The organism is Dysgonomonas sp. GY617 (assembly GCF_015233815.1).
Classification (GTDB): domain Bacteria; phylum Bacteroidota; class Bacteroidia; order Bacteroidales; family Dysgonomonadaceae; genus Dysgonomonas_A.
In genome coordinates, this window is record NZ_JADCLR010000021.1 from 31,879 (window position 1) to 47,405 (window position 15,527).

Here is a 15,527-nt window from a genome sequence, read left to right on the forward strand (position 1 = left end):
GGTTTGTGACCTTAAAAAGTCATATTTACACCCAAAGTAAAAGTCTTAGCTACGGGATAAGTACCCCAATCGATACCATTTCCTCTATCGCCTTCTCCTGAAGAGTTAGCACTTACAGTCATTTCGGGATCAAGTCCATTGTATTTAGTGAACGTGAATAGGTTCGTAGCACTTCCAAATACTCTCAGATTACTAATAAGTTTTCCTTTAGTAGGAAAAGTATAGCCTATTTGTACATTCTTTAATCGGAGATATGATGCATCCTCTAAAAAGCGAGAGGAAACCATTACGTTATTCGATTTTGCATTCCATGAAGCTCTTGGGTGTGTATTAGATGTACCTTCACCTCTCCAATAATTGTCATAATAATCTTTAGACACATTAAATCCGCGATAAAATCCGTCAGTTTCATGACCGATTTGACGGTATATTTCATTTCCGAAAGCACCTTGAAAGAATACCGATATATCCCAATTATTCAAGTTTCCTTGTAGGTTTAATCCCAGTGTTTGAGTTGGAATAGAACTACCCATATGCTTTCTGTCTTTTTCATCAATTACACCATCACCGTTCAAGTCTTTGTACTTAACGTCTCCGGGTTGAACATTCGCACCTTGATAAGCAGATCTTACAATCTCCGATTCATTTTGGAAGATTCCATCCATCTCATATAAATAGTACGAACCTAGAGAATAGCCTTCTTCGATAAGTTTTGCATAGATACCAGTATCAACACGTCCTCCTTGAATAGGCGCATCTAGTTTCAGCATCTTATTTTTCAAATATCCCCAATTTAAAGCAATAGAGAATCCAGCATTTTTATATTGTTTTCTCATATATACTTCCAAGTCGACACCTTCGTTAAGTACCTCTCCGCTATTCACCCAATATGGTGCTGCATTTCCGATTGAAGGAGGAAGTGGTGCTTGAAGAAGGAGGTCTTTAGTTACTTTATGGTAATAATCGGCACTAAAACCATATTCTCCATTCAAGAAAGCCATATCCAAACCAAGATTTAACTGGTTACTAGTCTCCCATTTCAAATCGGTATTACCTAATTGAGTTTGAACATATCCTAAAGAGGGATCTCCTCCTCCAATAGGATAGTTAGCATAAGGCATATATTTATCAGTATAGGCATAGAGTGCAACATCTTGGTTACCTACTGCACCCCATCCTGCTCTTAGTTTAAGCAAATTAACAACAGGCGTAAGAGGTTTGAAGAATTCCTCTTCATTTACATCCCATCCTGCTGATAAAGCATAGAATGTACCCCATCTGTTTCCTTCTGCAAAACGAGAAGATCCATCTTGACGTATCAATGCAGACAAGTAATATTTATAATTGTAGTTATAATCTACTTTTCCAAAGAACGAAAGCAGTGATGATGCCCAATCGGCACTATATTGTGTGTCTCCATTTATAGAAGAACCTGCATTTTTATTTGTTCCGTTATAGCGGATAGCCTCAGTACCAACCATTGCAGTAAGACGATGCGAATCGTTGAATGTATGTGAGCTGCTTAATACCGAGTTTAGAGTCCAACCCAAATCTTCATTGCTGGCAAAAGATCTGCTACTTGGGTTATTTATACGATCATTTGTACCCCATGTTTGATTGTAAGCATTCAACTCACTTTTTTTGTAGTCTATACCAAAATTGGTATTCCAGATCGAGTTATATGGTAACTTAACTTCTACATTGATTTTACTCAATACTGTAGTTTCATCACGTTTACGATCTGCCATTTCGGCTACTCCTAAAGGATTGTAACCTTCACCAAAGAAAGTATCATACATAGCATGTCCAAAATATTCACTTGGCTTGTCCACAAATTTGCCATTCTGATCATATACAGGTATTGCCGGATTACGCATATAAGCATATCTAACCACACTACCACCTTCGTCATTTCCATATCCGTCACCCGAACTTGGAACTATATCGGTTGTAGATTTTCCAGCATTTGCCGACAATCCTATTTTCAGCCATTTAGTAGCCTGATAATTAAGATTGGTACTTCCTGTAAATTTCTCGAACTTACTATTCTTAATAATACCTTCTTGATTATAGTAACTACCAGAAGCTAAATAATTAAACTTGTCTTTTCCTCCGCTTACTGACACGTCATGAATGGTCATAAGTCCTGTTTGGAAAATTTCTTTCATGTGATCTACATTTGCGAAATCTTTCATCCATTTTCCTTCAAGAAGCTCTCTTCCATCATTTTTAGCGGCAGCATTGTAGATGTTGATATATTGAGATGTATTAGCCATTTCAGTTAAACTGCCATGGATTTGTGCACCAAACTGTCCATTATACGAAACTTTGGCTTTCCCTTGTTTTCCTTTTTTAGTAGTAATCAATACAACACCATTATTAGCACGAGATCCGTATATAGCCGATGCTGATGCATCTTTTAATACAGATATATTTTCAATATCAGTAGGTATTACTGAGTTCAAACCATTACTGGCAGGAATTCCGTCAATAATATAAAGAGGATCATTAGATGAATTGATAGATCCTACCCCTCTGATACGTATAGTTGCTCCCGCACCGGGTGCTCCACTTGCATTAGTTACCTGTACCCCTGCAACACGACCTTGTAGAGCCTCGGTTGTATTAGAAACAGGTAATTGAGTAAGTTCTTTTGACTTCACGTTTGTCAAAGCACCTAATACCTCACGTTTCTTCTGTGAGGTATAACCAACTACAATTACTTCATCCAATTCTGAGTTCGACACAAGCTTTACATTAAGAGTGCTTGTGTTTTGAACTGCTAGGGTTTCAGATTTATAGCCAACATAAGAGAACGAGATACGATCTCCTTTCACATCCAGAGTATAGTTACCATCCAAGTCACTGGCTGTTCCATTAGAGGTTCCGGGTTCAATAATTGCAACCCCTATGAGGGCTTCTCCAGTAGTTGCATCTGTAACAACTCCGGATATTGTTTTTATCTGCTGTGCCAATAAAGTAATGCTGGTCAGCGATAGAAACATTATGAATAATGTTTTCTTTAACATGGCTTATTTAATTTAGGTATATCATAAAATATTTGTTTTCATACTATGTAAATAAAAAGGCTGGTAACCTTATTGGTATGAGATAGTATATTTTCCATCTGCTATTATTTTACCATTCTCAACTGCAAGTTTTGTTCCTGCAGATAGAACGACTAAAACACGAGCATCATTTGCTCCAATTTTGAAATTGGATGCTGATGAAATATTCTTAGAAACATACTCTTTTGCAACAATATCAAATAGGTCAACAGGTTGTTTAGTCTCGAAGCTTACCGATTTCTCTTCGTTATGAGGATTGTAATACAGATAAGTAGGGAACTGACGTTCAGCATAAAAATCCGTTACATTACAGTTCAACTGAAGGATTCCTTCCACATTGGTTTCTCTCACCATTGCTCCGAAAATACCCATAGGAGAAGAACTGTAAACACTGAACATACTTTCTGTTGGATTGCCTTTTGCCCATTTAGGACCATCGCCAATTGCCACAGGCTCTACTCCTTTTAAAGAAGCTTTACCATAATCGTCGGCTTTACGTAATCCTTCGTACGAAATATTGTTATCAGTCAGATTCTTAAGTTCTGGAGCCCATTGGTGTTTATCGTCAATATCCTGAGGGAAGAACAAACGGCTTGAATTTACATTATTCAGCATCCATTTACCAATTGCTTTTGCATATTGAGGTTGGTATTTAACCATTGGTACGAAAGGCCAAGCCGGTTTGATACTATTCATCCCAAAAGCATAACCTCCACCATCAGTAATACTACCTTGCAGACCATTTACTTCGTAATCGCCCCATTTGCCAACAATAATACCCCATCCATAGCGTCCATCAGGGTTTTTACAACCATCGAATGTCCAGTCAAGTAATTTCTTAACATCATAGTTTGTTCCTTCCGTTGCGTTCAGATAAGCCGCGGTATAAGCACCGAGAGGTAATAATATTTCGTAGAAACGACTTTCTTTTTGGTTTACTAATGCTTCAACGGCACTTTTAGCATGCTTCAAATAACGAGGATCGCCAAATTTATGATATGCACAAAGCAATACATAAGCATGCCCACCTGCCGCATCTTGTTGCAAAGGAATATGGTTTACCATACCTTTCATCTGTGCATAGTCGAAGTACGAATAGTCGTAATTACCATTCAATATAGAGTCTGCTTTTACGAATTGTTCTGCAACCGTACGCTGAATTTGTTCTGCTCCTTCCACATTAGGGAATACATCGGAAACAGCATAAAATAAAGCATTCGGAAATACATCGTACCACCAATCTCTGCCATATCCACCGCCCAACATGCCTACACTAGGAGTTGTGTTGTTCATCACAATATTCCAACCATTTTCGGTGTTGAAATAATTCTGAATCATCTTCACATAGTTATAACCGTCTTGATTTGTCTTGTCTATTCCTACAAGTCCTGCACCTAAAAGAGCAGCCAAAGAGTTTAAGCTTTCGTGAAATTCTCCATTATTAGCATCTTTTCCTTGACGGACGTCTTTCAATGCAGTATATAAACCGAATGTAGTTTGATCTACATTGCGTCTGCTATCATCTAACCAGATGAGGTTACCTACTTCGCTTTTATTATTCCAATCGAAGGTGAAGCGGTCGAAAGATTTCGATTTAGCTTCCCAATCAAGAATCTTGTATGGACTAGGCATATTCGGCATAGAGTCTACACGTGCAATAGATACTTGTGCGACTTTCGTTCCAAACGATTCGCTTTTAGTATTCGAACACGATACAAACGAAGCCAAAACAAATAGACCTAATAGATACTTAGTTTTTTTCATTTTCATCAATCATATTAGTTTGCTTAATAATATTCTTAGCTAAAGGATAAGAGATAAGTTGTAATGCCGCTACTACTATAAGTGCATACTTAAGGGCAAAATCTTGCGACACGCCATATGCAAGGAAAATAAATAATAGTAATCCTGATGCTCTTCCTAAAAACAAGCCAAACTCGTGACTAAGGATGTAAGCATACTTATTTCTACCTTCAATTTTAGATACGGTATCAATTGTTTTCATCATAATAGGGAAATATGCCAAGTCGAATAACGGTTGGAAAATTACCTTACATAACACAAAAACAATCACACCTACTGCCGAGAAGAGAACACCATTAAAAAGTGTACCTATAAAAAATATAAGTAGTCCTCCTGTAAAGATTTTGATACGGTCTTCGGGTTTAGCAATACGTCCGAGTATATATACCAGAACTGCGGTTAAAGCACCACTTACACCTTGTATAAGCCCAAGTGCACCTTCGTCGCCAACAAGTTTCATTATAAGGATTGCAGGAGCTGTAACCAAGAAACCCTGCACCATTCCTTTAAGAGACGATAACACTAACATCTTCCTCCATAATACAGTAAAACGAAAATAGATGAAGTCTCGTTCAATGGGATTTACGAATTTACCTCTCCACAATACAATTGTAGCTAGAACTGTAAGTGCAATTACACCTATTGTTACTACCTGATATGCCAGATTTACATCAAAACTTATACCTAAAATAGTTACTCCGTCTATCTGACTAAGGAATGCACCAATAACCAACGGCACAGTTATAGAAGCTATTGAAAAGAAGAAAGATTCTAAACCAAAGAAATAATTTCGGTTTTCGTCTGTCGTATTATTCAATGTTAGTAAGTATCTGTTTGTCCAGAAAAATCCGGCAGCCGCACCCATCGAAAAGCCTGCAATACCCAATTCCATAAAGCCTAAAGACTTTATTGTCATCATGGCATACATAGACAGACCACTTACCAGTATACCTGCTGCATACAAGACTTTTACATTAACAATCCGTAACAAATAACCGTTGAGGCAAGAAGTTGCTACAATGCCCACATACATAAACAGTTGATAGAAAGCTACAGATATAGGATCGCTTGTATTACGCATAATATAAGCTCCTATAAATATCTCTACCACAGGTAGTACTAGAGCATAGAGCATGTTTGTCATCAGCAGGGTACGCATATTAGGTTCCTGCTGTTTGAAAAACAAATATTCTGATTTTAATTTATTCATTATGCTTGTTTCAATGATTTTAAGATCTCAGCGATTGAAAATTCAGCACCACATATTACCTCATCACTAGCTCCGTAATACATCTTGATAGTATCACCTTCTACTACATGACCGTTTGTAAATACTACATTACCAAAGAATCCAGTTTGTTCGTATTCAGCAATAGGCTCCATAATAGGTTCTTTGCTACGTGCTAGTACTTTTGAAGGATCGTTCAAATCCAATAAAAGAGCACCTAAGCAATAACGGTGATTGTAATCGGCACCGTGATAAATTTCCAGCCAACCTTCTTCGGTTCTGATTGGGGCAGCTCCTGCACCTACGCGAGCACAATCCCACATTCCTTCGCGAGTGGTGGCAATACATTTGTGACCACCCCAATGTAAACGGTCAGGCGATGATGATATCCAAATATAATTACCTCCTAGCTCGGGACTGCTTGGACGGTGTAGCGTGAAATATTTATCTCCTATTTTTTCTTCGAATAATGCACAGTCTTTATTGTGTGGAGGGAAAATCATTCCATGACGGGTATAGTTTTTCCAGTCTTTGGTGTGTATCAGTCCTACACCTACTGCTACGGAAGAAACTTCTGTGAATGTCAAAAAGAATCCGTCTTCGGTAGTTGCTACACGACAATCTTCGATACCGAAAGCTTCAAGATCTCCTTCTCCGAAAATAGGAGGATACTCTGCTTCTTCCTTAAAGTTAATACCATCTTCGCTTGACACTAAACGTAAGTAAGACATGGTGGTCAGATAATTCTTTCCATCATATTTAATAACACGAGGATCAGAAGCGTCTAATTTAGGATCGTCTTTACCGAATGAAACAACTTCTATTTTGCCTTCTTTATTATATACTGGAAAACTGATAACATCATCTTTCTGTGTAGGGCGTTCTGCCACACGAAGCAATAACCATGTTTTGCCGTTGAATTTAAAAACTCCCGGATTTAGTAGACAGGTTATTTCCATTCCGTTAATTCCTGCTTCAAGGTCTGCAGGTTTTAATAATGGGTTTTGAGCGAATCTTTTTGCGATATCCATTTCTTTTATTCTTTATATGGTTAGTTTATTTTGTTATCTCGAAACAAAGCTATCGTGAACTAGAAGCCATAGGGTGTACTATATTATCAAAAGAGTATACACGTGCTCTACAACATGTTTTCTCAGGTTTTAGAATCTCAATCTTTGAGTTTTCTGTAAACAATAAAACTATTTGGTTTGAGGTGTTTGCTTCCCATTAGTACCGAAGTTCCTTTGGGTAGTGTTATTTCTTTTTCTGCCCCGAAGTTTATTACAACAGTAATTTTATCATCGTCGAAAGATCGTGTAAACGAAATTTGATTGTCTTCATATTCCAGATTTTCATATTCTCCATATTGCAGTACCTTTTCACTGTTTCGTAAGGCTATTAATGCTTTATAGATATTAAGAATAGAACCTTTTTGAGAAGTTAGAGCCTCAACATTTAAGCTTTTATAATCAGGATTAATTCTAATCCATGTTTTTTCGTTAGAAAATCCGGCAAAAGCATCTTCGTTCCAAAGCATAGGACTACGTGACTTATCTCGATTATGCTCGTTTCCAAAGCGAAGAGCTTCATCAAGGCTCTTACCCTCCTCTAGAGCCAGTCTGTATTGTGTTCGCCCCTGTATATCGACCATTTCATCGAAATTCTGAGCAATAATATTGTGCATTCCAATCTCTTCACCATAATAAATAAAGGGCACTCCTTTTGCGGTAAGTATTAAGGCTGCCAATGCTGTAGCTCTGTCTTGGTCACCATCTGCCAGCCGATCTATCATTCGTGGCATATCGTGACTACCGAAAAACAAAGTCGGGTAATTGCTCATGTTTTCTTCCATACTTTGCAATTCATCAAAAATGCGTTGTACCGAAAATGATGCGATACTCCCAAAATTGAAATTGAAAACAACATCTAATAAATCCTGAGCTTGGTATTGTTTTAAAACCTCTATTTTATCGCTGCCTATTTCTCCCACAATAAAACGATCATCGTATTGGTTTACTGTGGCTTTTATAATTCGCATAGCATCTTTTACGCCTGATTGATTTATATCGTTTACGTGATCCTGTTGTCCATCTTTTGTTGGGTTATCAGTTGTAATTCCATCAGTGTTGAGAAAGTTGATTACGTCTAATCGGAATCCATCTACACCTGCATCAAGCCAAAAACGAAGAATATTTTGTACCTCACTAACCACTTCTGGATTTGCCCAATTAAGGTCTGCCATTCTTACATCGAACTTGTGATAATAATATTGATTAGTTAAGCTATCTTTTTGCCAGGCTGTACCTCCAAACAATGATTCCCAATTGTTGGGCTCATCTTTCCATATATAATAATCACGATAAGGATTGTCTTTCGATTTTCTTGATTCCTGAAACCACTTACAATCAGTGGATGTATGATTGAGAACCATATCTATGATTACCTTAATACCTCTTTGATGTGCTTCTTTTAGAAAAATATCAAAATCGGCTTTAGTGCCATATGTCGGGTCAACTTCATAATAATCAGCAATATCGTATCCGTTATCTACTTTCGGAGAAGTCAGAAACGGGGTAAGCCAAATACCTTTAATTCCTAACGATTGTAAATAATCTAACTTATCGGTCATTCCTTTAAAATCTCCGTATCCATCCCCATTGCTATCTGCATAACTAGGCATGTATATTTGATAAAATACAGATTCTTTCCACCATTTTTTATCAACAGATTTTTCTTTTGCAACTCCTGTATTTACATTCATTATTAACAGGAAGAAAAGGGTAAGATTCAATAAGGTAGATTTCATAACTATTTTTATTTTTAGAGGTATTCTGTTCTTTTACTTTAATATTTCAGAAGAGTTGGTACAGTTCTAATTAGATAGTATATTATTAGTAATACTTCTTTTGAGTTACTCTTTAAATGTTCTGGTTTAGGTTTGTTTGCGTAATACGCTAATCAGTTTCTTTTAAACAAAGCTATCGCGAACGCCTAGCCATGAGGTGCACTATATTATCAAAAGAGTATACAGGTGCTATACAACATGTTTTCAGTTATTTTTCGTAGTTTTACAAAGGCAACTTTTGAACAAAAAAAGATCTGAAACCTTAATTCATTATCCATTCGAACACAACTATCACTATTGGTTGTGATTTAACGATGTATCATTAAGCACTTTCAGCTAGTAAAAAGAAACTGTATCTATGGAAAAATTATTAAAAATATTTCCCTTTAAATATTTCATTGGAGTGTTATTCGTAACCCTCTCATTACCTATGCATGCGACAAATGTTGTAAAATACCTATCAAACATCAACGGTTTGTCGAACAACTCGGTTAACTGCATTTTCGAGGATTCGGAACATACTGTTTGGATCGGAACATGGGATGGATTGAACGCCTATAATGGTAGAGATATTAAAACATTCAGATATAATAAAAATAATAAGCACTCTATCAGTAACAATATTATACGACAGATTGTAGAACAAGATGCCTCTTATTTGTGGGTTTCTACAGACTATGGTGTAAACCGGTGGGACAGAAAGACTCAAACATTTACCAATTATTTTTTCGGACCAGATCACAAAGTCCCTAAGCAAGAGAAATCGTTTATGCTGGGACTTACATCCTCCCGAAAAGTAGTTTCGTTTGTGAAAGAACAGGGTTTGTTTTATTTTGACGATCAAGCTCAACTGTTCAAGGCTATAGATATTCAGATAAAAGGCGAGATTAAAGATTTCTTGATAGATAACAACGATAACGCCTATTTTCTCTTAAATAATGGCACTCTTAAACACTATAAAGTAAAGCAAACAGGAGATAACGTAATCTCATTCAACAATGAGAAAGAGGTGAAAAGTGATAGTTTTATTGACCGAATATTTTTTTCTGAAAACAAGCTTATCTTAACCTCTTCTAATGGACTGTCGATACTAAATGAATCATTGTCATTAATAAAACATTTAGATTTCAATCTATCTAAATCTATATCGCAAGCTGTTTATCACAAAGACATATTGTACATAAGCTTCTATGAGGGTGGGTGTATCAAATATGATCAAAAAGAAGATAAACTTACGGATGTAGAAGGTGTCTCTGATAGAGTACCCATCTTTACTATGTATTTTGGGAATCAGGATATCTTATGGGTTGGAAGTGATGGACAAGGTGTTTTGCAGGTCTACAAATATGCTTCTCCTTTTCAGACTGTAAAGACGAATCATCCTGTCAGAAGTTTTTGTCAAAATGCAGATGGTGAAATATTAATCGGGACAAAAGGTGATGGCATCAAATTATTAAACAGAGAAACGGGGCTTGTTTCAGACTATAAGAATCTCAGTAACGGACTTATATCTAATTCGGTATATTCAATCAAGAAAAATAAACTGAATGACATATTTATCGGAACAGAAGGTGAAGGTATTAATATACTACATGCAAAAAACAATCGTTTACAAAAATTAAATATCCCCTCTCGATTCCCCATTTTTAAAGCGATTTATAGTATCTATTTCTCAAATAATGATTCTCTGCTTTGGCTGGGAACTTCGGGATATGGATTGATAAGAATCAAACTGAATAAAGTAAATGATGAATATGTAGTAGAAGATTTAGAACAATATATCTCCTCCGATCAGCGAAAATCGCTAAGTAATGATGTTATTTATACCATTATTCCTTCGAGTAATAAGAATGAATTGTGGTTTGGAACCCGAGGGGCAGGTCTTAATAAAGTAAATACTAAGAATGGTACTTTTGAGAATTTCGAAGATGTGCATAGCGACCTACCACTCACAAATAATGATATACTGTGCTTGCTGAGCAGTAGCGATCAGAATCTTTGGATAGGCACTAGTTATGGATTGAATCGATTGGAAACGGAAAGCAATCCGAAGCAGATATTTCAATATACAGAAAATGAAGGTTTAAACAACAATACAATTCATGGGATATTAGAAGACAACTCAAACAACATCTGGATAAGTACTAATCAAGGTATCTCTCGTCTTGATTCATCTTCTGGCAAAATAGCCAATTATACTCTTATGGATGGTTTGCAGAATGATGAATTTTCGGATGGTGCTTATCTTAAGGACAAAGACAATAATCTTTATTTCGGAGGGGTAAGCGGGTTTAGTTATTTCAATCCTGATAATATACAATTACGAAACTTCGATCCGATATTAAGTCTTAGCAGTTTGAAAATATACAATACCTCTCAGAATATCAATGAGAGAATCAAAGATGGAGTTTTACAACTGTCTTACGACGAACGCTATGTTACATTCTCATTTATAGCAAGCGACTTTATCAACAATGAGAACTGCGAATACGCTTATCGCCTATCTAATTATACCGAAGGATGGATTAACAACGGGAATAATCCGAATATTGTTTTTGCCAAGCTACCTCCGGGGAAATACAAATTGGAAGTAAGGACTACTAATGGAGATAAGGTTTGGAGTAAAAATATGTACGAACTTCAAATAAGTGTGGCACATCCTTGGTGGCTTAGTACCATAGCTATATTGCTTTATGTTTTATTGGCGCTTATAGCGTTGTATGTTACTCAATCGGTAATTAAGAATCGTATCAGACTTAATAGGGAGTTGTTTCTGAAAAAGATAGAGAAAGAACATCAACAAAAAGTATATGAATCTAAATTGAATTTGTTTACCAATGTTGCACATGAGTTTTTTACACCCTTAACCCTTATTTATGGACCTGCCCAACACCTGCTCGAAAGTGTAAAACTCGATAGTTATACTAAACGGTATATACAGATTATAAAGAATAATGCAGAGCGGATGCAGAAACTCATCAATGAATTGATGGAGTTCCGAAAAACAAAAACGGGACATACCCCCTTACATCCCGAAACAATTGATGTGAAGTTATTAACCGATTATGTTTCCGATAACTATATCGAGATGGCTCAGGAAAATAAGATAGACTATCAGGTGACGGTGAATAATACATCTACTATAAATACAGATAGAGATTCATTGGAGAAAATATTTTTCAATCTGTTTTCTAATGCCTTTAAATACACTCCACGAAATGGCTATATTCATATAAACGTATGGCAGGATGCAGAACATGAGAATGCATTACATATGACCGTTCGAAATTCGGGCAAGGGACTTACCGAAAGTCAAATGGCTGAGATATTCAACAAATATAAAATATTTGATGATACCCCTAAAGTACAAAGTGCCGTAAGTACAGGTATAGGGTTGAACCTTACGAAGGGTTTGACTGAATTGCTTGGGGGAAAAATTACAGTATCCAGCAAGTATGGTGAATCTGTACAGTTTACATTAGTGGTTCCTCCATTATTAATGGAAAAGTCGAATGTTGTCAGCGAAGAATCGAATGTTGTACCTCAGAGCAATTACCTGCTTAATATACAATCCAATAAAAAAGTATCTATATTGATTGTAGAAGACGAGAAAAATATCACCGAATTACTTAAAGATATTCTTACACCCTATTATACAACACAAGAAGCGGTTGATGGAGAAGACGCATTAAACCAAATAGAGATTAATCGCCCTGATATTATAATAAGCGATATAATGATGCCCAATTTGGATGGAATTACATTAATCGATAGATTAAAATCGAATCCTAAAACTGCACATATTCCAATTATCAGTATTTCTGCAAAGAATACAATAGAGGATCATATCAATGCTTACAAGCATGGAGCCGACTTGTACATCAGCAAGCCATTTCATCCTCGTCATGTACTATCAACTATTGAAAACCTGATAAACAAACAAGCAACATTAAAAGAGTATTTCAATTCGAGTATATCTTCCGAGGTAGTAAGAGACGGAATTACGATGCATCAAGAAGGCGAAAAATTTCTAGAAGATATAATTTCTTTCATAGAGAACAGTATGGATGACGAGTCTCTTAATCCGAACTCTATTGCTGACTTCTTAGGCATAAGTAAAGCTACTCTTTATCGTAAACTAAAAGAGCTTACAGATAAGACTCCAAGTGAGTTTGTTAGAACAATACGACTTGCACATGCGTCGAAGCTGCTCAAATCAACTCGACTAACTGTTTCTGAGATTATGTTTAAATCAGGATTCACCAACAAATCGTATTTCTATCGGGAGTTTGCAAAACAGTACGAAATGTCGCCCAAAGAATACCGAGATGCCAATGATACACCCAGCTAATAATTATTTGCTGATTGAAAGAGTTCCATTTAATTTCAGATCTCGAAAAAACGATATACAGTCTCTCCGTTATTCTTTTTATCAAACAAATTATAGTTTCTGAGTTTAATGATATAATACCCTCTGAACATTGTATAACCAGCCAGTGTTTAAAGTTTGATTAAAATAGATATTTAATGGAAGTAGCACTTATATTTACTGGTTCACTGATTTTTTTCTCATTAATCTTTAATGCCCTTTTTGAGAAAACCAGAATACCGAATGTTCTTTTTTTACTCTTTGTAGGTTTGCTGATTGGTCCGGTTTTTCACCTTGCCAGCCCCGAAGATTTAGGTCGATTAGGTAAAATTTTCACGACTATAACTCTTATTGTTATTCTTTATGAAAGTGGAACACGACTCAACTTCGATGGTATAGGCAAAGCTATCGGCCCCGCAAGTCTCCTCACCGTATTTAATTTTCTCGTTCCGGTAGGTGTAGGTATGGCAGTAGGGTATTATGGATTAGGACTCGATTTATTACCGAGTGCTTTTATGGGAGCTTGCGTTGGTAGTATCTCTACTCCTATTATACTACCTATGCTAAAACAACTTAAGTTAGGAAAGAAAGCTGAAAGTGTAGTTTTTCTCGAATGTGCATTAAGCGATATCGTCTGTCTAATAGGAGCATTGGCTCTACTTGATGCAATGGATAGTGGTTCATTTAGTGTTGCTGATACTATAAAACATATGGCAATCTCACTTCTTTTTGCTACCTCTATCGGTCTTGCCACTGGTTATTTTTGGACGAGCATACGACGATATGTTATAACTAAACTAAAGAATAGCATGTTTACCTCTTTCGCTTTGGCATTTATTATCTATGGTTTTTGTGAACTTTTAGATATCAATGGAGGTATGGCAGTATTATCATTTGGTTTTATGTTGGGTAATATTGATGAATTTTCCAATATTCTTGAGAAACGAGATCCGGAGAAGAATTTCATAAAGCGCAAAAATCCGATGCTACTTATGGAAGATGAGAAAAACTTCTATTCGGAAATTGCATTCATCTTCAAAACGTTCTTCTTTGTGTATATAGGAATGAGCATTAAGTTATCCGAGTCGGATCATATAATAATGGGTGTTCTATTTATATGCCTTATGTTTATTGTACGTATACCTTCCATTGCTCTTTTTTGCAGAAGAGGTTATTCATCCCGAGATAGAAGAATCATGAGCATACTTAATCCAAAAGGGCTGGTATCCGCAGTATTGGCTTCAATGCCTTTACAGTTAGCAGTAACAGAACAACAAATACACGAAGGCGAAATAATTCAAAACATAGGCTATGCAAGTGTTATGTTTAGTATTATTATTTTCAGTTTACTGATGTTTCTAGTTGAAAATTCGACAAGAAGGATAAGACTGTTGGTCTAAACGATAATATATAATAAGAGGATTGATTAACACCGTGCATGTCTAGCTGTTTTTGTATAGTCTTCCTCAAAAATAATTTACCATAAGTTATTATCTATAGCTTACGGTGCATTAAGTAATATATGTATTTTAAGATGTTAATATTTCGGCTGTTTATTTTACTAAAAAAATAAACAGATACTTTAAATTAAAATATAATCTAAGAATTAGATTTATAAGAAAAATGATCAGCCTCCGTAATTAAGATAACTAATTCATTAATTACAAGACATAATAATTTAACATCTTGTCATGAAGATTTGAGCCTCTATATTAACGGTTTAGATTCTGTCAATTAAAGTCATTATGTCACTAAACAGAAAGGTAATTATTTGTTTTTTAATTTTTTAATGCGTTTAAAATACGTTTTTCGAATAAAAATACATACATTTGTCACACCAAAAAATATTTTTTTTGTATACATAAGGCATTTTTTTATACGTAAAACGACCATTAACTAACCTGCCTTATCTAACGTTTTTTTCCTTTTTTATTTAATTATTTTTCTAACAAAGTTAGATTTATGAAAATTATTATGTGGAGATTAACATCTACAACATTTAATTTTTTATCAATTTACTTAATTGTTAATCAAATTATTTCGGAAGCAAAATGCTCTCCTGTTGTAAATGGAATAAATGGTAGTCTCATATCTATTGATGATTCTATTTTTCTAAAGAATATATTTCTCGAGAGCTATTTCCTGAAACGATTTTTAACGTCTATACATTTCACTCCTATAGAAATAAAGATAGCTTCAATCTGGAACAAGCGG

Annotated in this window: 7 protein-coding genes; 2 read left to right on the forward strand and 5 right to left on the reverse strand. The window is 35.7% G+C overall.

Going from position 1 to position 15,527, the window contains the following annotated elements; genetic code table 11:
• Positions 1-11: 11 nt before the first annotated feature.
• The 5 genes from IR022_RS10005 to IR022_RS10025 form a co-directional block, all read right to left on the reverse strand.
• On the reverse strand, positions 12-3,029 hold the full coding sequence (locus tag IR022_RS10005) for a SusC/RagA family TonB-linked outer membrane protein (RefSeq protein ID WP_194203600.1): 3,018 nt from the start codon (positions 3,027-3,029) through the stop codon (positions 12-14).
• A 69-nt stretch (positions 3,030-3,098) separates the two neighbouring features.
• Positions 3,099-4,838 (reverse strand): hypothetical protein, encoded by a 1,740-nt coding sequence (locus tag IR022_RS10010; protein WP_410492814.1) that lies wholly within the window; start codon positions 4,836-4,838, stop codon positions 3,099-3,101.
• Positions 4,819-6,081 carry an MFS transporter gene (locus tag IR022_RS10015; protein ID WP_050710418.1) on the reverse strand — a complete coding sequence of 421 codons (1,263 nt, stop codon included), beginning with the start codon at positions 6,079-6,081 and terminating at the stop codon, positions 4,819-4,821. Before IR022_RS10015 ends, IR022_RS10010 begins: the two co-directional genes overlap by 20 nt.
• Positions 6,081-7,130: a glycoside hydrolase family 130 protein gene (locus IR022_RS10020; RefSeq protein ID WP_050710417.1), complete on the reverse strand. Its 1,050-nt coding sequence runs from the start codon at positions 7,128-7,130 to the stop codon at positions 6,081-6,083. The genes IR022_RS10015 and IR022_RS10020 overlap by 1 nt, the downstream gene beginning before the upstream one ends.
• A 137-nt stretch (positions 7,131-7,267) precedes the next feature.
• Positions 7,268-8,905: a glycoside hydrolase family 13 protein gene (locus IR022_RS10025; RefSeq protein WP_194203602.1), complete on the reverse strand. Its 1,638-nt coding sequence runs from the start codon at positions 8,903-8,905 to the stop codon at positions 7,268-7,270.
• A gap of 397 nt (positions 8,906-9,302) precedes the next feature.
• On the opposite strand from IR022_RS10025, the gene IR022_RS10030 reads away from it, so the two are divergent.
• Together IR022_RS10030 and IR022_RS10035 are read left to right on the forward strand one after the other, a co-directional pair.
• Positions 9,303-13,295, forward strand: coding sequence for a two-component regulator propeller domain-containing protein (locus IR022_RS10030; protein ID WP_194203603.1), 3,993 nt, complete (start codon positions 9,303-9,305; stop codon positions 13,293-13,295).
• 176 nt (positions 13,296-13,471) lie between these two features.
• Entirely contained in the window at positions 13,472-14,713 is a 1,242-nt protein-coding gene (locus IR022_RS10035; RefSeq protein WP_194203604.1) for a cation:proton antiporter, read from the forward strand.
• Positions 14,714-15,527 lie beyond the last annotated feature (814 nt).